We start from the raw sequence: 24,665 nt of genomic DNA, 5'->3' as shown, positions 1-24,665 counted from the left end.
TATTCCGTAATGATTCCTCTTCATTTTTTATAATGTATTCCCCACTTCAATCATGGAAACAATGATCGTGCCGGTATATCTACATAACTAAACGATTCGTATATAGAAAGTGGGGCGGTCATGATTGAATTTATGAAGGAAACTTTCCTAATCCTCGGGAGAATCGTTACGATTTTGCCTTTGCTATTATTCATCACGCTCTCTATGGGCAAGCGTGCTATTGGCGAATTACCTGTGTTTGATTTTTTAATTATCATCACATTGGGAGCTGTTGCTGGTGCTGATATTGCAGACCCTAGCATTCACCACCTGCCTACAGCCGTAGCAATCGTTGGGATCGGCATCCTCCAAAAGATTGTTGCAAAATGGAAGATTTCTAACCGGAAAGTCGGTCGATTATTGACATTTGAACCAACTGTTATTATTCAAAATGGAAAGTTCCTCAATAAAAATCTGAAAGAAATCCGCTATTCCATTGATAATATACTTCAAATGCTCAGAGAGAAGGATGTTTTTGATATAAGTGAGGTTGAAACAGCAATTGTCGAAGCGAATGGCGCGTTAAGCGTGTTAAAAAAGCCACAAAACAATGCCGTGACGTTAGAAGATATGAAGATTGTAACGACAGCCTCTAAGATTACCTTTCCAGTCATTATAGAAGGATCGATTTATTCAAATGTCCTAAAGGATTTAGGTGTTCATGAAGCATGGATCAAACAGCAATTATCCAATCAAGGAATCGCTACAAAAGATGTGTTTTTTGCTTCAATCAATCAAAAGCTCGAGCTGCAAGTGTCATTAAATGACGATGAAACAATCGCCATTCCACCTATTCAACACTAACTCCCTTTTAACATGAACGTTAGAAAATCGGTCACTCACAAGTTAATCCATCCCCCTAATGCGCGCACTAAAAAAGGCTTCACCTATGACCAGGGAAGCCTCTCTCTTACTCTTTGATTGTATTCTTCGTCATCGTCTCCAATACGTGCTTAAACGTTTGCAGATCTTCCTCAGAAATGCCTTGAACCGTGTGTTTTTTAAAATTCTCAGCAATGGGAAGTAGTTCGTGATAAACATTTACACCTTTAGAGCTCAACTGTAATTGTTTAATCCGCTTATCCTCAAGTGTTTCTGAGCGGTGTAAAAGGCCACTTAACTCTAACTTTTGAATAAGCCGCACGACACTCGGTTCTTTGATCCCCATTTTATCGGCCAGCTCTTTCTGAGTCAAAGCGTCATAATTGAAAATAAAAAACATCGCAATCCACTGGCTTCTCGTTATTTGATAAGGCCTAAATTCATTCTCTAGGGCTTCTGCCAATAGCTTTGAGCGTTTGTTTGTAATAAAAGCAAGACAGTCATCCAAATTAAACAATTAAAGCACCAACCATTCTTAACTCATGCGTCCGGAGTTATTTTCCATTTTACTATTATAGCAAATTATTGGGGTAGATGGTGCGTTATGATTAATTTTGAATCAGCAGCTTGATGACTTTAACGACTCTTGTCCCTTAGCTCGGGATAGGATATCGCGCTCTGCAGATCGAACGATATCTCACGCTTCGTGCAGTGCGCCGATACTTAACCCTAATGCCGCTTCGTGAATCACTTCAGCAGTCGTTGGATGTGCAAAAATCGTTTGTGTGATCTGTTGTTCGGTCAGCTTGTTTGAAATCGCGATTGTCAGGCTACTAATCAAAGAAGACGCATCTGGGCCGATGATTGCCCCTCCGATAATCTGACCGGATTGATTGTCTTTAATGAGTTTAATAAAACCAGCTGGCTCATTCATTGTGAGTGCCTTACCGTTACTGGCAAATGAGACCTTACTCACTTGATAATCGATGCCCTGCGCCTCACACTCATATTCCTGCAAGCCTACGTTAGCAATCTCCGGAGACGTGAAGATCACATTCGGTACAGCTGTATAATCCATTTCCGACTGTGCGCCAAGTATTGCATCAACAGCGTGAATGCCTTGGTGTGATGCGACATGGGCAAGCTGCATAATGTTCGTGACGTCACCAATTGCATAGATATGCTCAACATTCGTTCGCATCTGTTTGTCAACGGCAATCCCTTTTCCATCCTCAACGAGCTGAACGCCTGCCTGATCAAGGCCCAATCCATCAATATTCGGTTCACGCCCAATTGCAACAAGAACCTTTTCACTTACCAAAAGCTCTTCGCCACTCGCTGTTTCATAGGTCACGATCGCTTCTCCGTTATGAGCCTTTTGAATTTTAGACACTTTGGCTCCGGTATGAACGTGGATACCTGCCTGCTCTGCTTCCTGTTCAAGCTCATCCGTTAGGTCGCTATCCAACATGCTCAAGAGACGATCCATAAATTCCACAACATGCACGTCAACGCCTAGATTACGGTAAATGAAGGCAAACTCCATACCGATAACGCCACCACCGATGATCGTGATACTCTTTGGCAATTCTGTGCAAGACAAAGCATCTGTGCTATTCATGACAAACGGGAGATCAATACCTGGGATATTCACCTTAGAAATTTTTGATCCTGTTGCGATGATGATATCCTTGGCCGTAATGTCGTATCTATTTTTCCCCGTCACAAGGACCTTATTTTCGGAAAGGAAGGATGCATCCCCATGGATGACTGGAATGTCGTTTTTCTCCATCAAGAAGGATATACCAGACACGAGCTGATCGACGACGTCTTCCTTACGACGTATCATTTGCTTCATATTAACCTGAAGACTTGAGTCTGTTTCAATTCCAAACAACCCGCTATTTTTAACGCTGTGGCAAACCTCTGACGATTTAACAAGCGACTTTGTCGGTATGCAGCCGACATTTAAGCATGTGCCACCTAATGTCTTCTCTTTTTCGACTAGGGTAACACGAAGCCCTTTTTTCGCTGCATATATCGCAGCAACATATCCACCTGGGCCAGCACCAATAATGAGTAAGTCCGTGTCTATGTCTTCAGTTGGCATTTCCTCATTCAATGCGTGCTGATCGCCTTTAGCTTCGATACCATTCGATTGCATCGGCTCCATCTCAACAAGCACGTCATTAGAAGACACTTCACTGCCTTCTTCAACGAGTATACGACTGATGATGCCACTTTCTTCAGCCGTAATTTCGAGATTTCCTTTACTAATCTCAACTTCCATTAATGTATCACCAGCGGACACCTGACTACCAAGAGAAACATGGATTTCTCCAACTATCCCTGTGTTGCCGCCAGGAATGATTGACATTTTAATTTGCATCTTTATTCTCCTCATATTTATGAAAAGGGGCTCTAGGCCCCTTTTCATAAATGAATTAATATCTAACTACCCCTGATTGTACTAATTTCACACCGTTTGCTAGACAGTCACCTACTGGGCATGTCTTCTCAATAAATTCTGCAAAGGCTTCTGCTTTTTCTTGGGATTCATCTGTTTTGAAATGCATTGTAAAGCGAATTTCTTGAAAACCAGTTCTGACATCAGCAAGTCCCATAAAGCCATCTGGATCTAAATCACCTTCAAGCTCAACATGAAATTCTTCATATGAGAAATTATGAGCCTGAGCAAATGCACTCGCAACAATCGATTGGCAAGCACCTAGCGCACATAATACGATTTCAACAGGATTCATGGCCTTATCTGTGCCACCCAATTCCTTTGGTTCATCTGCAAGAATTTTAAAGCCTCTAGAATTACATTCGACTTGAAGACCCTCTGGTAATTTTTTAGTAACTGCCTTAAATGTCGTCAACATAATTTTTGCCTCCCAAAAAGTTTGTGAAATGTTTAACATACTTAAATTCTAGCACAGCGCTTTTGCAATATCAATAGTTAGCTAAGTAAGTTTTTTAGTCTTATAGGATCTTGTTGAAAATATGTCAATAATAGGCGAAGGCTGATAAAAGAAAAAAGAGCTAACCACAGCACAAAGACTTGGTATTCCAGATGTTTGAACTAAATATGATCTATTTTCGGTCAACCCTTTTTAATAATGTAAACTATGGTAAAATATCACAAACAAAGGGGTGAATTACGATGATCATTAGACCAATTGCAGTAAGTGACGCAAAACAATTTTTAGAGTTAAGTAAGAAAATAGATGCGTCTGGATTTATGTTGTATGAGCCGGGGGAACGAGAAACGACTGTTGAACAGCAAAGAAAATCGATAGAAAGAATTCTATCTGAAAAGAAATCTATCTTCTTTGTAGCTGAGGTTGAAGGGGAGATTGTGGGTTTTATTGCAGCGCTAGGTGGCACTCTAAAACGAAACCAACATTCTGCATATCTTGTCTTAGGTATCCTTGAAGCATATCAAGGCCGAGGCATAGCAACTCAACTATTCCACCAGGTATTCGAATGGGCAAAGGAAATTGATATTTCAAGATTAGAGCTTACCGTTATCAAAGATAATATAAAAGCACTCAACTTATATCGAAAAATGGGTTTTATAATAGAAGGCGAAAAAGTGCATTCATTAATCATAAACGGAAAGCCCGTTAATGAATATTATTTATATAAGTTGTTATAAATCAATGGAGGCTTGGTTCCTTAAATCCAAGCCCCTATTTGACAACGCACTATTTAGCCAGAGGCGTACACAAATCTTTACTGTCCAATTTTAAGGGGCTTGACCACTGGCGAAATTGTGTACTTCTATTAGTACGAATACGATATTTTTCCATCTTTCGCAGTTGTCAAGCAAAACTTGACAACTAAACTCTCATTGAATTCCTCTTCTTCAAAGATATTTTTTACACGAAGGCTAATGTTCTGCTTAGTTGTCTGATAAAATTCAGCAATTGCCTTTTTGTGTTTATGGCACACTAGAAATGTAGGAAACGGCAGTTAATTTATGTACCTATAAAAAAAAGCCACTTGCCAACACCCAAAAAATTACATGCACTCCTGTTTGGGCAATTACTTTACAGGAGGTAGTATAAGAGATGTTAGCATGGGCTGAGGGAGTGTAATATTAACTGTGTAAGTGAAAGAACGTACAACTCGTAGTTAATATTACACTCCCCGTCCATTGGTTAATTAACAATTTCTACTTTATCATCCACACGTAAATACCTGATAAAACTCTCATTATCAGGAGATACTCCAGAAGCTTTGAAGATCCCAACAAATCTATATCTATTAAAACCAAGGTTATCTTTGTACTTTGCAAATACTGCTCTTTCACGGGCAGATTCAACTTCTTCCTTATAGTTTCCGCTTCTTTCTTTGACAATCCCCCCATCTTGGTGAGATTCATCAATGTATGACCAATCTTCTGCTAATAAATTCAGCCAACCTCCAGCTACTGATTTAGTATCACCGTTTTCTGTAATTGAGAGTTTTGGACACCACAACCACATTTTATCTTTCACCCTAAAATAACTACGTTGATACCGTTTAGCATTTTTCCCGAATACAGTATTTGCAATATCTTTTATATCCACGAATGACATATCATCGTAAATGGTTAGATATTCTTGTTGTTTCAATTGCTTTAATTCTTCTTCATATGTATTCCACTTTAGATCTGTTTTTGAAGCCCTGTCCTTAATAACTGATACGATCTCATTGATGCTATCATTTATTTCGTCTAATGATCTGGTAGCATCAATTCTAAACCATTGAAAATCCGTGATAGAGTCCTCATTAACAGCAGAGATAATATCATCCATGCGAAGTTTGTCTTCTTTTTGATTATCTTGATGGTACGCTTCATCCACTTCTATCCCAATGTGTAGCTGCGGGAAATACAGATCCATCAACGCATGCGTACCATTTTGACGTTTAACATACTGTTGGCTCACAGGTTTGATGTCCATGTTGTCTAATTTATGCCAGATAGCCGTTAAAATATAATTCTCGTAATCCTTCCTTTTGGTTCGCGAAAAGGTCTTTACTAAGTAATCACGTTTATTCATTTCTACACACCCTGTATAACATATTAAGGCATTGCCTTTAGGCCTATTTAGTGTGAAAACTATTTAAGCATGAAAAGGATTCCGCCTGAAGAAATATATTTTTTTATCTGCTCTATTACTTGTAGTAATTACACATGATCTGCTTCAACATAAACTTCCTCAAAATCAACATCTATAATGTCAGGGAAGTTCTGTTTCATCACTTTAATTCAATAAAAAAACTATATGCTTAAAGCGCCTTACATGATTGTTCCATTCTATTAGTAATGGCTTCTTTGAATGCATTCACTTTATTTGATCAATCAGCTTCATGTATTGTATATCCCCATAGCCTATTGTTGGGAAAACCTTGAATAAACGCTTAAGCAACTCCGATGTGGGAAGATGTTTATGTTTTAAAATGTATTTTATGACCCTATTGTTGTCTGTCTGCATTTCTAAAAATAAATCTATAGCGTGATTCATCACTGAAGGTACTTCATGTGATGGTTTCCTATGATTGACTAATACTTCCTCATAGACGGAATAATAGTCACCTAAAGTAAGCTCCGTTTGACTGACTTTAAATTCATCTTCTCTAAAACAATTTAAGAAAACGTTACCTTTATACTGTGACTGTTCAAGATAGGCAAGGATCGTTAGAAGATTCATCTGACAAAACATATCTTCCCCAAACCATAAAACAATGGCAGCATAGCTTTGCTCGAACAGACTTTTTAAGGGGGCTATAACTTTGGTTCTATAATTATCTTCAGAGTCACCATGTCCTGCCGCTCTTGTTTGGATGAACGTATGATCGAATATTGATGTCGTCGTCGCATTGACACACATCGCTTCATTGAAAGGTACATAATCAGAATCTCCCATAAGCTTTTTACTTTTAAATTCCTCGTACATGACCTGACCGTTTAATACGTGTAGTACATTTTGATCAAATAATTCTCTTTTCCTATTCTTTAATCGTTCAACCTCAATTTCTCTAGCTACCGTCATTCTCCAACCATCCTCCCTCTGATTAATTCCATTTAATCATAAATAAGTCATTTATATAAAGACAAGCCTGTTCAATATAAATCGTTTCATAAATCATTGTCACATACACTCACCCTTCATCGTCTTGAGTTATGAAAAAAACAAATGGAGGTTATCGTATGGGACAAAAATGGGATGTTGTTATTATCGGTGGTGGCTTAGCTGGTTTGGTGGCAGCTAATTATTTGGCGAAAAACGATTTATCCATATTAGTACTCGAAAAGGGAAAAACGGTTGGTGGAAGGGCTAGAACGAATCAGATATATCAACAATACTTTAATTTAGGGCCACATGCGCTATCTAAAAAAGGAAAAGCTAAGTCGATTCTCGAAGAATTAAATATACACATTATTGGAAAGTCACCTAAATTAGGAGGCACTTTAGTTAAAGATAATCTGGAATATACGGCACCATTTACGCCTTTAAACCTTTTTACTACAAATCTTTTAAATTTGAAGGAACGTATGGAATGGGCTAAAGTTTTGATGAAGTTAACTTCAATTAATACGGAAAAGCTCGCACAACACACATTTGAACAGTGGGTTCAGCAAACGACTGATTCCGCAAATGTTCAGTCACTACTCTTTTTACTAGGCAGACTTGCGACGTATTGCCATACTCCTAATAAGGCCAGTGCAAAAGTGATTGTCTCACATATGAAAACGGTCTTAAGTGGGGTACTTTATCTAGATAACGGCTGGCAAACAATCATAGACCAACTCAACAATAGGGCGGTGATCTCTGGCGTACAGATTCAAACCGATCAGGTCGTCAAACACCTTGATCCCATTGATCACGACCATTTTAAGTTAGTTCTATCGAATGGTGAGGAACTTTTGTCTAAGTATGTAGTATGTACAACAGGTCCTCATGAGCTCCATCACATGTTAGGAGAACAGTCTAGCTTCTCCAAGATTAGACCTGTAAAGGGCGCCACACTCGATGTTGCTTTAACCGAGCTGCCGAATCCGAAAAAATTGTTCGCTATGGGCATAACGGATCCGCTCTATTTTTCCGTACATTCAAACTATGCCCGACTCTCTGTAGATGGAAAAAGCACCGTTCTACATGTGTTTAAATATCACACTCCCGATGAACATATAGATGGGAAAAAAGTAAAAAAAGAGCTTGAGCAATTCCTAGAAAAGCTACAGCCAGGATCGAAAGACTATGAAATTACAAGTCGTTTTCTCCCGCAAATTACAGTTAACCAGCGTTTGCCGCAAATAGGGGATAAGGTAAGCAGTGGATATCACACTGCTTTTTCTTTGTCTTAACTCTACTCTTATTTTTAACATTAACCTTTATCAATATTAAGTTCATACCTTAATAATCCTATAATTCTTTCACCTTTTGCAAGAAGCGGGTCAAATGTAATAATTGTAATAGAATTTAGTCTACTATTTAAAACATATAATGCTCTGTGTTTTCTTTATCCTAATTATTAGCATCTAATTACAATAGTTGCTTTAGGGTGATCCCTTATACCTCTAGCTACTTCTTGGATTACATCTAAACACCTATGACTTTGCCCTATAACTTTAGATCTCTGAAGAGTTACCATCACCATGCCTATATATTTTTGAAGTTTGATAACCTGTTTATAAACCCCTTTGATTTTTCATTTCTTCTATAATCTCACCTCTTATACTTCGTAACGTTGAATATCGTAAACATCTTTTATAAATGTTAATCCTACTTGTGATAATGATCGACTCCTTTTCACCCTGCTTAAAAGTATCGCACAGAAGAATAGTTGCAATTTCGAACGAGCAGGAGAGGAGTGTCAGACTATATGCTGAAAACTAGTTGGCGCTATAATTTCTAACTATTATTAATTTTTTAATTAATAATAACTTATATTATTAAAACTAAACTGAATAAATAATTATTATAATTGTAAAAATTTATCAACATTTGATGATGAAACACTATGTGAATAAATAATTAGTTCTTTTCCTTTTCCCGAATTAGCAAGACTATAATTAAGGTAATAAGTATAGTATTCATAATCTAAATAAAGAGCCTTTATATCTTCAGACATATCATACGTTAAAATCCACTTTTTATTTTTCATGGTATTACTAATACTATCCCTTAAATCCACATGATCAACATGTTCATAGAAATTTGTATATAGTTCTCTCCCTTTTAAATAATACGGTGGATCAAAAAACGTTAGTGAGTTTTTAGTTTTAGAAATATTTTCACTGATAAAATCAAGAGCATCTTTGTTATATAGATTTATCTTAGAAGTCAAACTTGAAATAAGGTCTATCTTTCTAATCAAAATTTCTTTATTAAATCTACAATCCATTTTGTAATTGCCATCTTGCTTTTTACCACCAATAGGTCCTGCATTAATTATACCCGACCTATTAGTTCTATTTAAAAATAAAGTAGAGTAGCCAAGTTCTATTAAAGACGCATTGTGTTTATTTTTCTGAATGTTCTTTTGGGCAATCCACTCATCCATATTAAATTTAGCATTGTATACTCTTTGTTTCATTTCATCTGGATTATTCAATATCGAATGCCACAAAGAGTATATTGATTTATCATAATCATTTATCATAATTTTTTTTACATCTTGATTAATTAATAGCTTTAGCGCTATTGCTGCTCCACCACAATAAGGTTCTATATAAGTACTAACATCATTTTCTGCTATAATGTACTTTAAGTATGAATATAATTTATTCTTTCCTCCCGGATACCTTAGAGGACTATAATTATCAATTTTTTTGTTCATAGTATTTATTCCTTTAACTAGCTGATATTAAAGCGATTTTATAATGGATTCCACAAAAGGTTTATACTTCTTAAATATTCTAATGAAATCCTGATTTGTAAGTACTGTCTTATAATCATGTACTATGCCATTAATTAGTTCCAGGTCATCTTGGTTTTTTATTGACTTTTTTTGTTCCAAGTTAAACGATAATTGATTTTTATTATACATATCCTCACTTACCATCTTAATCTTACTCCCTAAATTATCTGAACTATTGTTCTTTTTATTTACCTCTGGGTGTCTATCAATGTAAGCTTTAGAGAGATATTCCAAAAGTGCTCGTATTAAGAAAGAAACTATTAATACATCGTGTGTTTTAATCTTTGAAAGATTTTTGTATAAAGATAATGAGTAAATTACATCCCTTATTTTATGATAATCTATCTGTTCGTCCAATTTTGATACCATCCTAATACGCCATTCATCATCAAATAGTAAATCCTGGCTAGGTCGTGCATTAGACTGTTCTTGTTCTATTATCAAATTGAAGCTAACACTTTGATTTTCGTAGCTTGCAGTGACTTTGTATAGTTTAGGTTTTGAATTCTCTAGAACATAATTATCTTTAATTAATATGTCATCATTTGCTTGCGTAGTAAAGCTTACATTGTTGTATATGGAGCTCTTTTTTGTGATTTCGTTTGAAGTGTCGTCATATAAACACACGGCATCTATAAGATTGAATAAGACACCATTTATAGGTTTTCTAACAACGTTATGCTTACTTATTACAAACAACCTATATTTTCTTTCTTGACTCATTACAGGTTTATTTGACCTTTTCTCTTGATTAGAATTGTCATCAGAGCTTTTTACTGGATTTTCATTTTCAAGTTTGGATTCGTTATTTCCACCTTTATCAGTCGGCACTATTTTGGGAGATTGGTCATCATATAAATATTTATTAATTAATAACTTTAGACCTGGTATAATTTGATCTTCATTTATTATTTTATCCCAATCCTTTTGCACACTAAATGTTCTAGTATTTAACCTGATTTCTTTATCTTCATCCCAAGCCGCAGAACCTATAGCTAGAAGAATACACTTATATACTTCCTCTTTTCCTTCTTTGGGTATTAATTCAAAATCAGTGTTCTCTTTTAGGTTAAGTGTTTTCTTAAGAGAAGAATATACTCTGCTTATTAATACATCATTATTCAACAGACTCAAAGGTTTAAGTTTAGGTTTTTTAATCTTTACTTGTGCATGAATAGATAAAAGATACTTATAGAATCGGATTGACTTTTTAATCTCGCTTTCTTTATCTGGGGTAGTTTCTTTAATATAAGCAATTGCGTTTGAGGTATTCATTTGCTCTCGAAGTCTATTGAACATATTTTCATAGTAAACATGTTTATCAATTGATCTCCACTTTTGAATACTTGCTATATGCTTAGCAGCTATCTTAAAATCTGCTTCTTCTCTACTCTTTATTACATCGCCATTAATCCAAAAGTCTTCAAGTTTAAGATTAGATACTTTTGTTCTGTAGCTCGCTTTCAGTAAGTTCTGGTATATAAACATACTTTTTAAGGCCGCGATTCTTCGATTTCCTTCTAAAACTGTATAAGTTTTATTATCATTTAATAAAATTAGTCTTTCACCTAAAGTGTTGTAACCATGAATGATAAAAGAATCAATTAAGTAGTATAGATTCTCGTATTGGATTAAGTGTCGTATAACCTCCTCTTCATTGTTAAAATTAAATAATGAAAGTCTTGGGTTAAATAAATCTAATCGAATCTCTAAAGGATTTAATTTCATTTGTCTGTTTAAACACTCCTATAGGGAATTATAGTTATCTATATTGTATCAGAAATTGATTAATTGTTAACTATTCTAGTAATTTTATCCATAATTGAACTAGGGGACAAAATAGCATTTACTTATGATACGGTTCTCCCCTATTAATCCGAAACGCCCGATAAACCTGCTCCAACAAGACCAACCTCATTAACTGATGCGGAAATGTCATTTTTGAAAATGACAGGGCGTAGTCGCTGCGTTGCTGTATGGCTTCACTTAATCCTAGGGACCCGCCGATTACAAAGGCGATTTTACTTTTGCCGTAGGTGGCGAGGGTGTCGAGCTTTTGGGCGAGCTGTTCGGATGTTGGCATCGCGCCCTTGATTTCTAGGGTGATGACGTATGTGTCGGGCTGGATGTGGCCCATGATGCGTGTGCCTTCTTTGTCCTTGATGGCTGTTGCCTGGGCGTCTGATAGGTTTTCGGGTGCTTTCTCGTCGGGGACTTCGATGATGTCGACTTTGGCATAGGTGCTGAGCCGCTTCATGTATTCTTGGATGCCTTGCTTTAAATATTTTTCCTTCAGTTTTCCGACGGTGATGAGTTGTATTTTCATGAATGATCGTCCTTTATGCTGGATTGGCTATTATTGCTCTGTGCCGTATTGTCTTTTTGCTATGTGTCTTTTTCTTATGTCTTTGGCTTGTGTGTTTCGCTTGTGTATTTGACTTACGTCTATCGGTTATGTCTTTTTCTAATATGTCTTCTGAGTATGTATCGTTTGGTTCTGTATCCTTAAATTCTGTGTCCTGTGATGATGTTTGTTTTAGTTATGTGATTCGGTTTGCCCGATGGTGATAAGCAGTGATTGCAATGGTCCCTTTTTAACACTCAACCCACTCATACACCGCTCTGCTCCCACATAACATCTACACCCAAATCAAGCCCCTCTCCCCTACGCCCGCGTCCGCCATTTCCACTTCAGCGCTTCTCGTTCAATCTCTTTAACAAAGTCGTTTTTCCCGGCGATATAGGCCTCTCTGTCGTTTGAATGCTGGGCGACGAGCTGGGCTTTTAATGTGCCGTATTCGATGCGTTTGTCCGGGTGCTGGCGTAAAAAGTCTCTAAAGGCGACGTGGCGTTCGATGTCGGTAACGTTGTCATATTGAAAGGCGTGCACATGGTGTGTTCGGTCGGTGGCGCCTTTGCGGAAAAACCGTCTGCCCGCGATACCAAATTCGCCCATAACCTCGTAGCCAAGCGCCTCGAATGACGCTGTCCATGCATCGAGCCGATCAATCTGTTCGACGACGAGTAGGATGTCGATGATCGGTTTGGCGTTTAATCCGGGGACTGAGGTGCTGCCGATATGGAAGCTGGCGACGAGCTCGTCCTGGAGGATCGCTGCGATGGCGTCTCTTTCTCGTTCGTATTGTTCGGGCCATGTTGGGTCGTAGTTAACGATTTGTACCTTCATATGTCACATCCTATTGTTTGGCGTGGTGTTTTACGGTATGCCTATCGTTGTTTTCTGCTTGAGCAGGCTATTTTCGATCAGTCACCAAATCGGCCGCTTACACGCTCTTCTTTATTCTTCTTTTCATATCCATTATAACGGTTTGAATGCGTTTCCTCAAAAAACGGTGCTACCTTGAAATGATATGGGTAAATCATGGTACGGTTGACTTTGTTTGGCGGGCGAATACGGGGTTCGCTCAATTGTGCAGGCGCTTGTATTATGTTATATTTAGGAGAAGGCACAAACAGGAATTCGGGTATTTTTAAATGCTATGACACATGATAAAAGGTGAAGCCAATGGACGTTGATCAGCAAATTATTGAAGAAGGAAAAAAGCTAATTGAGCTTAAAGGATTCCGTAAATTCACGATGGATGAATTGGCGCGGAATTTGCGAATTAGCAAAAAAACGATTTACATACATTTCTCGAGTAAAGATGAATTAATTGGTGCGATTATTGACTCGATTATTGCGACAGATCTTTTAGAAATGAAAAAGTTAATTGATGAAAAAGAAGATTATGTTGAAAAGATGCAGGCTGTGTTCTTTTTATACAATATTAAGATGCTCCGAAAGCAGTATATGAATGAGTTAAGGCAGTACTTGCCGCATGAATGGGAGAAGTTTAAGACGTTCAGTGAGAATCGGCAGGAGTATGTACGGCGGATTTATGATGAAGGTGTGGCACAGGGTGTCTTTATTAAGAAGATCCCGAACATCCCGAATACGCCGATGCAGCTGCGTGAGGCGCATACGGTCGATTTATTAATTTTCCTACTGAGGGCGATTATCGACCAGGCGATTGAAACGGACTTGACCGATTATGAATTCGATATTAACACTGTCCTGATTCATTCGTATAAATTAATCATTCAAATGTTTCTTGTTGATCAGGAGAGGACGGTTGATTTTCCGAACCTCCTTCATCTGTTTGAAACGGATTGAGTGCGTCATTTAAAATCAAACAATAAAAGCGGCTACAGTCTCATGATGAGGCGGTAGCCGCTTTTATCGTTTTGGGTATTTGCAAGTGCCGATTAGGCGTCTTCTTCAACAGCATGTGGATCCATGTGTAGCAGTGCTGCACTGATCCCAGCGAGCAACAAGCATACGGCCATTGTAATAAAGGCGAGCTTGAAGGAACCGCCGGAAACGGTAATGAGATTGCCGATGATGAGTGGTGAGACAATCCCGCCGATAAATGCGCCGATGTTGATGGCGGCATAAGACGATCCGATAATCGCGGATGGGACAATTTTATATGGAACCGTTAAAAAAGCTGTAAAGACGAACATCGAAAAGATCGTAATGACAAATAACAATGCAATGGCGGCGATGATATGGGTTGAATATATAAATGCAACCAAGCCTATTGCGCCGACTGTGCTAAATATCGTGATAAACTGTTTTTCCCGGTTGGCAAAAAATTTCATAATGACAAAGCCAGCGGTCATCGTTGCGGCAGCCATAACGATTGCATTAATCGTTAAATATTGTCCGAGCTCTGTATCCCCTACAGCGAAGTTTGCTTTCAGGACTGCTGGGAGCCACGACATCATGCCGACGGTGACCAAATTAGTGAAAAACATGCCCATTGAGATGATTAGGACGCTTTTATTTTTCCAGGCGATAAATATCGACGTGCGGCCTAATTCGATGTCTCGTTTTTCTGGTTTTTTATCAGGAACAAAGATGATCAGACAAATTAAAGCGATCACTGCCAATATCGCTAACAGCCAATATGCCGAGCGCCAGTTGAAGCCGACGATTTGGATGCCAACTGTATAAGCGATGAGTCCGCCAATTCCTGAGGTGGCGAGAATTTTTGATTGCAAGGCTGTTCGTTGCTTGCCTCCATAATTTTCGCTTATGACTTTAGGGCTTCCGTTCGTATATCCAGCATGGCCGACACCAATCCCAATTCGGATGATGGCGAGCAGCCATAAGGAACTGGCGAAGCTGAATAGTAAGGATGATATGGCGACAACCGATAACGCAAAGATGATGAACCGCTTATAGCCGAAGCGGTCAACAAACCAGCCGCCTGGCAAGGTAATTAAAATAAAGCCAAAATAGTATAAGCTAAGAATGATGCCTGTTTGGCTCGCGTTCCAGCCAAATTCTTCTCCTAAAGCGAGTATCGTGAGTGATATCAGGTTTTTATCGATGTAAACAATGGTACCGATGAGAAATAGGGTTAGAGCAATTTTCCATTGTTGTTTTGTATAGTTCATGGTCATGATCTCCCTCGGTCGAAGGACCAAGTCATTTAAAAAGGACAACTTCAATGGCAAATTTAAGCTGAAGTTGTCCTTTTATGCTGCATTAATATTTTGGTTTTGTTTTAACAGCTAACGTATAAAGGATGAAGCTTACCGCTGCTAATACCATAAGTGTGTATAGCACTAGAGTGTATGAGTTGTTTATGCTGTACAAAATACCTGATACAACGGCTGCAAGAGCTGTACCTAGAGATGAAAAGATGGATACAACGCCAAAGATGGAGCTGAAGTCTTTTTCACCGAAGATCTTAGCTGTTACATATGATGGTGCGATGGTTAATGCTGTTGCACCGAATCCGGTAAATGTAGCATAAAGTAAGCCTGGGATTAATTTGTCTGCTCCTAATAAAGAAACGAAGCTGAGTACGTTACAGACACTTAGGATCACTAAGGCTGTGACCAGGTTGACTTTATCGAACAAACGACCGACGACTAATTTACCAACTAATACGGTTGCTGAACCGAATGCAAGCAAGAAGGCTGCACGCTGTGTTGTCGCACCGATATCTGTCAAGTAAGGGGTCAAGTTGATGATCATTGTGTTCGCAACGATACCTGTAACGATAATTGCCAATGCCATGAGCCAGAATGATGGTGTTTTAAGTGCTTGTGACTGGGTTAAGCCTTTAAGTTCTTTTGCTTCTTTAGGATCTTTAACTGGTGCTTCTCCTAATGGGGTTAAGCCCATATCTGCAGGTCTGAAACGAACGACAAAGATGGTGAATGGAAGAATCGTTACTAAGATGATACCTGCGATAATTAAATACGTTGTTCTCCAGCCGAATTGTGTGAGCAGCGAGTTGACGATCGGGCTTAGGAAGATCCCACCGAAACCACTACCAGATAAAGCAATCCCTAAGCTGAGGCCGCGTTTTTCGTTAAACCAGTTTGTAATTAAAACTGAAGCTGGAATGATTGAGCCAGCGATTAACGCGATTCCTTGTAGGGCTGCAAAGACGTAGAACATAATGATGTTCGTCGAGAATGAAAAGCCGACATAAGATGCTGCTCCAAGGATCGTAAAGAACGTTAGATAAAGTCTAATATCGAATTTTTTCATGAGACGTCCAGCAAACGGGCTGGCAATCATTGATGCAACGGTTACGATTGTAAAGTATAGGTTAAACTCAGCTCTTGTAACGCCGAGGTCTTGAGATACAGGGTCTGTAAATAATGATATTAAGTTTACAATTGGTGTGAATAACGTCGTCATTGAAACGAAGCATGCGATAACGATCCACCAACCGTAGAAGAACTTTTTATTTTGTGCCATTGGTTATTTCACCGTCCCTAAACGATTTTTTTCGTGATGGTTATAATTTAAGATGATGCAAGGCTCCATTATTACGTCGTCAAGCGTGCTTGAACTTGATCTGCGTGAATATGGCTTCATGCTTGATGTTCTGTACACATCGTTTTTATTCGGAATGGGGAAAACTCATACATATACTTGGCCAAGTAAAAAATGTTCTTCTCCATGAATAAAGAATAACAGGAAACCATAAAACTAACAATAGTTTTTTAGTGTTAAATGTGTATATATTTTGAAGGATATAATGTTGTTTCCTTTTTGTGGTCTTCGTCTCATGATGTGGTGTTTAGTCCGTTTTATTGTACGACCATAAGGCCGTTATATACGACTGATGGCTTTGGCAATTAATGCAATCGTTGTGTTGTAAACGTGCTTGCATAAAAAAGGGGCAACCAACTGCTTTTTACATTAAAACGAGCTGGTTGCCGATCACATGATTGTGTGAATGGTGCTTATTTATTTTTTGCCGAGTAAGTCGAGGATCACTTGGACTTCGACTTTTGTGCCGTTAAACATCGATTCTTCAACAACGTCGAATTTCGGATTGTGGTTAAAGTATTTGATGCCATCCTCTTCTGTGCCTGCGCCTAAAAACATAAAGCAGCCAGGGACGACTTTTGTATAAGCAGAGAAGTCTTCACTTGCCATTAATGTGTTTGCGTCATACACCAAGTCTTCTCCGAGCGCATTAATTGCCGCTTGCTTCGCTTTGACAGCTAAGTCGTGATCATTAATGACTGGTGAATAGCCGCGAATATAATCGAGCTCATAGGATGCACCATGGGCTTTTGTTACGTGCTCAATAATGTCTTTGACGCGTGTTTCAATTAAATCACGTGTTTCCTCACTGAACGAACGAATCGAGCAGCTAAGCTTTGCCGTATCTGGGATGATATTTGGGGCTTGTCCACTAATAAATTCCCCGACACTTAAGATTGCATTTTCACTTGACTTCACGCTACGAGAGCGCACGGTTTGTAATGCTTGGACGAGCTCACTTCCAACGATAATCGGATCGATTGCGAGCTCTGGTGTTGAAGCGTGTGAGCCTTTACCTTGGATTTTAAGGTAGAAGCCGTCTGCTGCGATTGTAGCAGGACCGTCAACAATGCCCATTGAGCCTTTTTTAAAGGTTGGTAAAATGTGAATGCCATATATTTCGTCTACATCTTTAAGGACGCCGGCATCGACGATTTCTTGTGCGCCACCAGGGACTTGTTCTTCAGCATGCTGGAAGATGAATTTCACTGTTCCGGCGAGGTCCTCTTTCATGCCTGAGAGCACTTGGGCTGCACCGAGCAGCATCGCGACATGTGTGTCATGACCGCACGCATGCATAACACCTTGGTTTTTTGACTTGAATGCAACATCTGTTTCTTCTTCAATTGGTAAGGCGTCCATATCGGCGCGGAGTGCGATTGTTTTCCCTTCTCCGGCGCCCCCTTTTAGAATGGCAACGACACTTGTTTCAGTTGGACGTGTTAATTCTAAGTTAGGAAATTCTGCGAGTGTGTCATAGATGAATTGAGATGTGTTGTACTCTTTGAATGACAGCTCAGGATTTTGGTGCAAATGTCTTCTCCACTCGATAATGTTGTCTTCTGGAATTAAATCGTGCCAGTTGGTTGTCATGTTGGTCCCTCCAGATTGTGATTGGGCTGTTATTGTTAAAGCTTCTATTTATGGTCAGTCATGTCACCGAGTTCGGCTCGGCGACGAAGTTAGGAGATGTTACAGGCTGACGATCATATATTAGTGTTTACGGTTAATGGCTCAATTATTTTCCGAGCAGGTCAAGAATGAGCTGAACCTCTACTTTTGTACCATTGAACATAGAGTCCTCAACGATATTGAATTTTGGATGGTGGTTAAAATAGCCACAGCCATCTTCTTCTGTTCCAGCGCCTAAAAACATAAAGCAGCCTGGAACGACTTTTGTATAAGCAGAGAAGTCTTCGCTGCCCATTAATGTTTCTGCATCGTACACAAGTGCATCGCCCAGAACTTTTGTCGCTGATTCTTTTGCTTGGACAGCTTGGTCATGACTGTTAATGACCGGTGAATAGCCACGAATATAATTGAGCTCATACGTTGCGCCATGTGCTTTGGTCACATGCTCAATGATGGTTTTCACACGTTGCTCGATTAAGTCACGTGTTTCCTCACTAAAGGAACGAATTGAACAGCTTAGCTTCGCTGTATCTGCAATAATATTAGGCGCTTGTCCACTAATGAACTCCCCAACACTAATGACCGCATTTTCACTTGATTTCACGCTCCGTGATCGAACGGTTTGAAGTGCTTGAACAAGCTCACTACCAACAATAATGGGATCAATCGCAAGCTCTGGTGTTGACGCGTGTGAGCCTTTACCTTGGATTTTGAGATAGAAGCCGTCCGCTGCAATTGTAGCGGCACCATCAACAATGCCGATCGTCCCTTTTTTGAATGTCGGGAAAATATGAATGCCGTAAATCTCATCGACACCTTCTAAAACGCCGGCATCAACGATTTCCTGTGCACCACCAGGAACGAGCTCTTCAGCATGCTGGAAAATAAACTTCACAGTTCCAGCAAGGTCATCCTTCATACCTGACAGCACTTGCGCAGCACCGAGAAGCATAGATACGTGAGCATCGTGACCACACGCATGCATAACGCCTTCGTTAAGTGATGGGAAATCAACATCCGCTTCTTCTTGGATCGGTAAAGCATCCATATCAGCGCGGAGTGCGATCGTCTTCCCTTCTCCTGCGCCGCCTTTCAAGATTGCAACAACACTCGTTTCCGTCGGACGTGTTAACTCAAGCCCCGGAAATGTTGCCAATGTATCGTAAATAAATTGTGACGTATTATATTCTTTAAATGATAGTTCTGGATTTTGATGTAAGTGTCTTCTCCACTCAACAATCTTTTCTTTAGGAATTAAATCTTGCCAATTTACGTTTGTCATGCGCTTCCCTCCAAATTAAGATGTAGTTTGTGAAATAATGATTTGTGATTGATCTCGGAACGTTGGACATGAATCATGAATTGTGAAATATCGATCATGAACCATGATATAAAACAATAAAACTAGAACCGAAAAAAACATGGATCGGAAACATTTAAAATGAAACATAACAAAAACATGTTACATAAATCAGGGGAAGCGAACTCTTTTACTTGGCCAGTTTTATAAGTTTCTTCTCCATGTATTCATCATAACAGGAAACTTAAAAACTTTAAATAGTTTTTAAGTGTTAAATATGAACATATTTTGAAAGGCATAGTATATGGCATGTGTAAAATGTCCATGTATAGTTGTTTAAGATTTTAAAAGGAATTTTTCACTATGCGATTTTTGGAGGGGTGTGGCTTTGACCGTGATTTATAGAATGGTTGTTTAAGGGGAGATATCATTAATGAGATACAAAAAAGCTGCCCTTGTATTAAAAAGGCAGCTGTAAACGAGCACTTATAATGGGTTTTATAACTAGCCCATTGTATTAACAATTAAGCCGATGTGTGTAAAGTAGTTCATGGCACCAAATAACACGAAGATAATACCGGCCACTTTCCAGCAGAGTGTGATTGTCTTTACTACGTTTGGATTCGGATTGTCTTTAAGCATAAATGGGAATAGCGTGGCTCCGATGCCTGTAATCGCAATAAGACCAGACATAAAGACCGCTTCTACCATTGGATATTCATGAAACCAACCGGAAATAGGTTCTTCAGGTGGCGCTACGAATAGTTGATACCCGACACCAGCAAAAGAAATAGATATAAGTCCAAGCCCCATCGCAGCTGCAAAATATGATAATGGTTTTAATAAAATCGGCAGCTCTTCTTTTAACAGTCCTGAAACAACCTTTGTATTCTTCATATTAATATCTTGTTTCATGTATAGATTTGCTTTTCTCCAAAGGAGCACGGCGGCAGCAAGTAGCATCACACCAAATGCAAGTGATGGCTCTCCGAAAATAATGTCATCAAACGCGAAGCCCATTTTTGACAATGGCCATGTCAGCGTCATATGAGCACCGGTTAGTGTGAGGATAAAGCCAGGAATCGCAAATCCAATGGCCCACCCTTCTAGCTGCCCTACTTTTTCGTTCATGAGATGTTTGCCGAAGCGTAAGATTAACAACAAACCAACACCAGTCGCTACGGCCATAATCGTGTTGTAGACCTGTGTAACGGACCAATCAATAATCATATAAAATGCCTCCCCCTAATATATTTCTACAATTTGAATATATCACAACAGTGTCTTTGTCTTAGGTCAGTCTGCTCATAGATATGAAAAATTTGTCAAAAATGCGTGTCTATTGTCGAATGTGAACAAACTTTGACATGTTTCTAGTACCCAGTAGATTATAGAAAATGGCTTTGTTTGGCGCATAAAAAAAGATACAACACCGAATAGGCATTGTATCTTCCTTTACTGCTTTCTTATTATCCGTTCATGGCATTAAGCTGTACAGCAAGCTGGGCGCCGACGATGGCATTGTTTTTGACGAGGGCGATGTTTGCTTCAAGGCTTTTGCCGTCAGTTAGTTCTTTCACTTTTGCCAATAGGAATGGTGTGACGTCCTTGCCTGTCACGTTGTTCGCTTGGGCTTCCTGTAAGGCGGTATGAATGACCGCTGTAATGTCGGCTTCAGGCATGGCGTGTGCTTCTGGGATCGGGTTAGCGATCACGGCGCCGCCTGTCATATTGAGATCGGCTTTTGCTTTTAGCGTGCCAGCGATCGTAGCGATGTCGTCAGCTTGGAAGTTGACTGGGAATGGGCTCGTTCTCGTGTAAAAGGCTGGAAGTACGTCTGTTTGATAGCCGATGACGGGAACGCCTTTTGTTTCCAAGTATTCCAATGTCAGTCCGAGATCGAGAATCGACTTGGCGCCGGCACATACGACAGCCACATTTGTCTGAGCGAGTTCTTCAAGGTCAGCGGAAATATCCATCGTCGTTTCTGCGCCGCGATGGACACCACCGATGCCGCCAGTGGCGAATACTTTAATGTCGGCGAGGCTGGCACAGATCATCGTCGCTGCGACGGTTGTTGCACCAGTCTTTTTAGTAGCTAAAAGGTATGGCAGATCACGGCGAGATGCTTTAGCGACGTCCGTGCTGTTGCCAAGGGCCTCCAGCTCTTCGTCGGAAAGGCCGATTTTAATTTTGCCATCCATAAGTGCGATTGTCGCAGGAACGGCACCTTCATCACGGATGAGCTGTTCAACGGCGCGAGCGGTCTCGACGTTTTGCGGATAAGGCATGCCGTGTGAGATGATGGTTGATTCGAGTGCTACGATTGGTTTGCCAGCGGCCTGTGAGTCTTTCACTTCTTGGGATAATGAGAGATATTGATTCATTTAAAATGCCTCCATGTCTTTTTGTAATTGCGTTTCTGTTAAATCTTGTCTAACGGTATGTGGTGACTGCAATGTTTTTGTGGCGTTGATGATGCCGGCCCTGCCGATCTGCTGCAGGGGTAGGCCTTTGAGCCATGCATGAATCAACGCTGCGGAAAAGGCGTCACCTGATCCGGTGACATCAACGATTGTTTCGGGATTGGCTGCCGGGATGTGCTGGATGCCCTCTTTTTGACTGGCAAACATTGCACCCTTTGATCCGTTTGTGACGACAACATGCTCGATGCCGGTGGCGAGCCATTTGTTGACGACCCGCTCCCATGATTCATGGGACGTGATCGTTTCATTAAAATACGCTTCAGATTCGTCGCGATTTGTAATGAGCCATGTGACACCTGTGAGGTCCGACGGTAATCGGTCCATTTTCGGTGCGGATACGGTCACGAGCACGAGCGGCACATGATGCGTGCGGGCTGTCTGTGTTAACAGTTCAAGTGTATCCTTTGGACAGTTCAAATCCGCCATGATGCATGATGCGTGGGTGATGAGCATCATGTGATTATGAAGCCATTCCGGTGTCAATTGCTCGTAAACGTCCATATCGGCAAATGCGATTGCCATTTCGCCATCGTCGTCGAGAACGGCTGTGTAAGCACCTGTCGACACGTCGGGCAGCTGAGCGACATGGGCCAGGCTCATGTATGGTGCCGACGCTTCTTCGATCAACGTCCAATCGGAATCCTGTCCACTCGCGGTTAAGAGTGATACGTCCAAACCAAGTCGGCCGAGGTTTTCAGCAATATTTCGGGCCACCCCACCAGCATTTTGCGTTGAACGAATCGGATTTGATGTGCCTTGTTGCAGCGCTGCTTTGCTGTAAAATTTGCGATCGATATTGGCACCACCAATACAAATCATTTGTTGTGGTTCATTTAGGACGTACGCTTTCCCTTTAATATAGCCTTTTTTCACCATACCTGAAATCAGGTTGGCGACGGCTGGGCGTGAGCGGCCGAGCTTATCGGCAAGCGTCTGCTGGGAAATGTACGGGTCCTCTTTGATCAGTTCATAAATATGTTGTTCATTCGCGTTCATCGCGTGCCATTGTTTATGATACATGTCATCACGACCCTTTTGTAAACTTTTGTTTAGTTTTTTAACTTATGTTTAAATTGTACAAGGTGATTCATACGGCGTCAAGTGTTATCTGTGTGTCTGGTAGAGAGAATATGATGACGACGGAAATTGAGAAAATGTGGGCTGTGCTCGGGACGCGCAAAACGATGGTACGTGTTAAGCGCAGTCAATACGGACGATGAAATCTTACAAAAATTAGAATGTGTTGGACGCGGCACAAAACTTTTTTTCAAATTCATGTTTATATATGTTTTGCAGAGGTAATACTATTATTACAAATCTCCCCCATATGATATATAAGCTCAAGCAGTCGATGCATGTTCGGCTGCTTGAGCTTTTTTTGTGGGGGTTGCGCCTTTGCTGGGTCGTTATTCAAATGAGATTGAGTGGGAAGTGGTCAATGGTTGGTGACTTACCTTTTGCTCTGTGAAGTGGTGTGACGGATATGTAGCTCTTGGAATCGTGGGGGGCGAGGGTGCAGATATGCGGCCCGATCGATGTTTATGCGTGTGGATTGACCGATATGCGGCTGAAATTTTATATATACGGCTCGATTGTGGTATATGCGGCGCATTGACTAGATATGCGGTTGATTCTTAATTTATACGGCGCAATTACAATATATGCGGCTCAGCTGGAGATTCCTAGTTATGCAAGAGGCGTTGCGCTTATGCGGCCGGGTCACCGGATATGCGTGCGTTTTAGTCGTTATGCGGCTGAATTTTTATATATACGGCGCAATTGGGCTTTATGCGGCGTTTTCAATAGATATGCGGTTGATTCTTAATTTATACGGCGCAATTACAATATATGCGGCTCAGCTGGGGATTCTTAGTTACGCAAGAGGCGTTGCGCTTATCCTACTTAGCTGGGGACGATTGTGGTTGCGACGCCTGGTTGATTGCTTTATAATATGTTTATTTATACATATGGTTTGGAGGGATCGGGTTGTTCAATGTGCGTGTCGATGATGATATTGTCGTACGAATGTTTCAAATGTCAGAGGCTGAGGCGATATACAATCTTGTTGATCAGTCACGGGATTATTTGCGTGAATGGTTGCCGTGGGTTGATTATATTACCGGGCCTGAGCAGTATGATGCATTTATTCAACAGAGCTTCGAGCAATATAACAATCAAAAGGGACTTACGGCAGGGATTTTTTACCGAGGTGAGCTTGCAGGTGTGACTGGATTTAACGAACTTGATGCGCAACATCGGATTGCTAAAATTGGTTATTGGATTGGCGTCCAGTATCAAGGGCAGGGTATTATGACGAGGGTTGTGGAAAAGCTAATTGATTATGCTTTTAATGATCTGGACTTTAATCGGGTTGAAATTCGAGCAGCCGTGGCCAACCACAAGAGTCGTGCTATTCCAGAGCGGCTCGGTTTTACAGAAGAAGGAACGATTCGTGATGCTGAATGGCTCTATGATCATTACGTCGACCATGTCATTTACGGCATTCTAGCGTCTGAATGGCGACAAGATGTGACAAACTTCGGGGAGTGACAGGCACGCGAAAACTGTGCAGATTCCGCCAAAACACCGCTGCGCACGTCCTGTATTA

At 40.2% G+C, this 24,665-nt stretch carries 21 protein-coding genes and 1 pseudogene; 5 read left to right on the top strand and 17 right to left on the bottom strand.

Annotation, left to right across the window (positions count from 1 at the left end; all coding sequences use genetic code 11):
* Positions 1 to 120: 120 nt before the first annotated feature.
* Positions 121 to 843, top strand: coding sequence for a DUF421 domain-containing protein (locus HPC67_RS09810; RefSeq protein ID WP_217587469.1), 723 nt, complete (start codon positions 121 to 123; stop codon positions 841 to 843).
* A gap of 106 nt (positions 844 to 949) precedes the next feature.
* On the opposite strand, the gene HPC67_RS09805 is transcribed toward HPC67_RS09810, so the two are convergent.
* The 3 genes from HPC67_RS09805 to HPC67_RS09795 all read right to left on the bottom strand — a co-directional run bounded on the left by HPC67_RS09805 (position 950) and on the right by HPC67_RS09795 (position 3,746).
* Positions 950 to 1,378 (bottom strand): MarR family winged helix-turn-helix transcriptional regulator, encoded by a 429-nt coding sequence (locus HPC67_RS09805; protein ID WP_217587467.1) that lies wholly within the window; start codon positions 1,376 to 1,378, stop codon positions 950 to 952.
* A 180-nt stretch (positions 1,379 to 1,558) separates the two neighbouring features.
* Positions 1,559 to 3,250 (bottom strand): dihydrolipoyl dehydrogenase, encoded by a 1,692-nt coding sequence (lpdA, locus tag HPC67_RS09800; RefSeq protein ID WP_217587465.1) that lies wholly within the window; start codon positions 3,248 to 3,250, stop codon positions 1,559 to 1,561.
* A 55-nt stretch (positions 3,251 to 3,305) separates the two neighbouring features.
* Positions 3,306 to 3,746 carry an OsmC family protein gene (locus tag HPC67_RS09795; RefSeq protein WP_217587463.1) on the bottom strand — a complete coding sequence of 147 codons (441 nt, stop codon included), beginning with the start codon at positions 3,744 to 3,746 and terminating at the stop codon, positions 3,306 to 3,308.
* 281 nt (positions 3,747 to 4,027) lie between these two features.
* On the opposite strand from HPC67_RS09795, the gene HPC67_RS09790 reads away from it, so the two are divergent.
* Positions 4,028 to 4,522: a GNAT family N-acetyltransferase gene (locus HPC67_RS09790; RefSeq protein ID WP_217587461.1), complete on the top strand. Its 495-nt coding sequence runs from the start codon at positions 4,028 to 4,030 to the stop codon at positions 4,520 to 4,522.
* Positions 4,523 to 5,027: 505 nt separating this feature from the next.
* Here HPC67_RS09790 and HPC67_RS09785 read toward each other — a convergent pair.
* Entirely contained in the window at positions 5,028 to 5,912 is an 885-nt protein-coding gene (locus tag HPC67_RS09785) for an AbaSI family restriction endonuclease (protein WP_217587459.1), read from the bottom strand.
* Between the two features lie 285 nt (positions 5,913 to 6,197).
* Positions 6,198 to 6,923, bottom strand: a pseudogene (locus HPC67_RS09780) (AraC family transcriptional regulator); the annotation flags it as partial.
* A 140-nt stretch (positions 6,924 to 7,063) separates the two neighbouring features.
* Between HPC67_RS09780 and HPC67_RS09775 the strand changes: the two are divergent.
* Positions 7,064 to 8,221, top strand: a complete 1,158-nt coding sequence (locus HPC67_RS09775; protein WP_217587457.1) for a phytoene desaturase family protein — start codon at positions 7,064 to 7,066, stop codon at positions 8,219 to 8,221.
* A gap of 368 nt (positions 8,222 to 8,589) precedes the next feature.
* Here the strand turns inward: HPC67_RS09775 and HPC67_RS15980 are convergent, their stop codons facing one another.
* From HPC67_RS15980 to HPC67_RS09750, 5 genes are all read right to left on the bottom strand, one after another.
* A complete protein-coding gene (locus HPC67_RS15980; RefSeq protein ID WP_425514314.1) occupies positions 8,590 to 8,670 on the bottom strand; it encodes an NUDIX hydrolase N-terminal domain-containing protein in 81 nt (26 codons plus the stop codon).
* Positions 8,671 to 8,835: 165 nt separating this feature from the next.
* Positions 8,836 to 9,696, bottom strand: coding sequence for a DNA adenine methylase (locus HPC67_RS09765; RefSeq protein WP_217587453.1), 861 nt, complete (start codon positions 9,694 to 9,696; stop codon positions 8,836 to 8,838).
* A 27-nt stretch (positions 9,697 to 9,723) separates the two neighbouring features.
* Positions 9,724 to 11,505, bottom strand: a complete 1,782-nt coding sequence (locus HPC67_RS09760) for a hypothetical protein (RefSeq protein WP_217587451.1) — start codon at positions 11,503 to 11,505, stop codon at positions 9,724 to 9,726.
* 118 nt (positions 11,506 to 11,623) lie between these two features.
* On the bottom strand, positions 11,624 to 12,103 hold the full coding sequence (gene rlmH, locus HPC67_RS09755) for a 23S rRNA (pseudouridine(1915)-N(3))-methyltransferase RlmH (protein ID WP_217587449.1): 480 nt from the start codon (positions 12,101 to 12,103) through the stop codon (positions 11,624 to 11,626).
* Between the two features lie 339 nt (positions 12,104 to 12,442).
* Positions 12,443 to 12,964, bottom strand: coding sequence for a GrpB family protein (locus HPC67_RS09750; RefSeq protein WP_217587448.1), 522 nt, complete (start codon positions 12,962 to 12,964; stop codon positions 12,443 to 12,445).
* 339 nt (positions 12,965 to 13,303) lie between these two features.
* On the opposite strand from HPC67_RS09750, the gene HPC67_RS09745 reads away from it, so the two are divergent.
* Positions 13,304 to 13,951, top strand: coding sequence for a TetR/AcrR family transcriptional regulator (locus HPC67_RS09745; protein ID WP_217587447.1), 648 nt, complete (start codon positions 13,304 to 13,306; stop codon positions 13,949 to 13,951).
* 92 nt (positions 13,952 to 14,043) lie between these two features.
* Here the strand turns inward: HPC67_RS09745 and HPC67_RS09740 are convergent, their stop codons facing one another.
* From HPC67_RS09740 to HPC67_RS09710, 7 genes are all read right to left on the bottom strand, one after another.
* Positions 14,044 to 15,240, bottom strand: a complete 1,197-nt coding sequence (locus HPC67_RS09740; RefSeq protein WP_217587446.1) for an MFS transporter — start codon at positions 15,238 to 15,240, stop codon at positions 14,044 to 14,046.
* A gap of 91 nt (positions 15,241 to 15,331) precedes the next feature.
* Entirely contained in the window at positions 15,332 to 16,561 is a 1,230-nt protein-coding gene (locus HPC67_RS09735; RefSeq protein ID WP_217587445.1) for an MFS transporter, read from the bottom strand.
* Positions 16,562 to 17,056: 495 nt separating this feature from the next.
* Positions 17,057 to 18,232: a M20 metallopeptidase family protein gene (locus tag HPC67_RS09730; RefSeq protein ID WP_217587444.1), complete on the bottom strand. Its 1,176-nt coding sequence runs from the start codon at positions 18,230 to 18,232 to the stop codon at positions 17,057 to 17,059.
* Positions 18,233 to 18,377: 145 nt separating this feature from the next.
* The gene (locus tag HPC67_RS09725) at positions 18,378 to 19,553 is read right to left on the bottom strand and encodes a M20 metallopeptidase family protein (protein WP_217587443.1); all 1,176 of its coding nucleotides are present in this window, start codon (positions 19,551 to 19,553) and stop codon (positions 18,378 to 18,380) included.
* Between the two features lie 522 nt (positions 19,554 to 20,075).
* Positions 20,076 to 20,801: a DUF981 family protein gene (locus HPC67_RS09720; protein ID WP_217587442.1), complete on the bottom strand. Its 726-nt coding sequence runs from the start codon at positions 20,799 to 20,801 to the stop codon at positions 20,076 to 20,078.
* A gap of 239 nt (positions 20,802 to 21,040) precedes the next feature.
* A complete protein-coding gene (locus tag HPC67_RS09715; RefSeq protein ID WP_217587440.1) occupies positions 21,041 to 21,958 on the bottom strand; it encodes a pseudouridine-5'-phosphate glycosidase in 918 nt (305 codons plus the stop codon).
* Positions 21,959 to 23,077, bottom strand: a complete 1,119-nt coding sequence (locus tag HPC67_RS09710) for a carbohydrate kinase (protein WP_246569942.1) — start codon at positions 23,075 to 23,077, stop codon at positions 21,959 to 21,961. It lies immediately after the preceding gene.
* 966 nt (positions 23,078 to 24,043) lie between these two features.
* Here HPC67_RS09710 and HPC67_RS09705 point away from each other — a divergent pair.
* Positions 24,044 to 24,607: a GNAT family N-acetyltransferase gene (locus tag HPC67_RS09705; protein ID WP_217587438.1), complete on the top strand. Its 564-nt coding sequence runs from the start codon at positions 24,044 to 24,046 to the stop codon at positions 24,605 to 24,607.
* The last annotated feature ends 58 nt before the right edge of the window (positions 24,608 to 24,665 follow it).

Source organism: Lentibacillus saliphilus (assembly GCF_019093865.1).
Lineage (GTDB): Bacteria > Bacillota > Bacilli > Bacillales > Amphibacillaceae > Lentibacillus_B > Lentibacillus_B saliphilus.
This window is presented reverse-complemented; position numbering and strand designations above follow the sequence as displayed.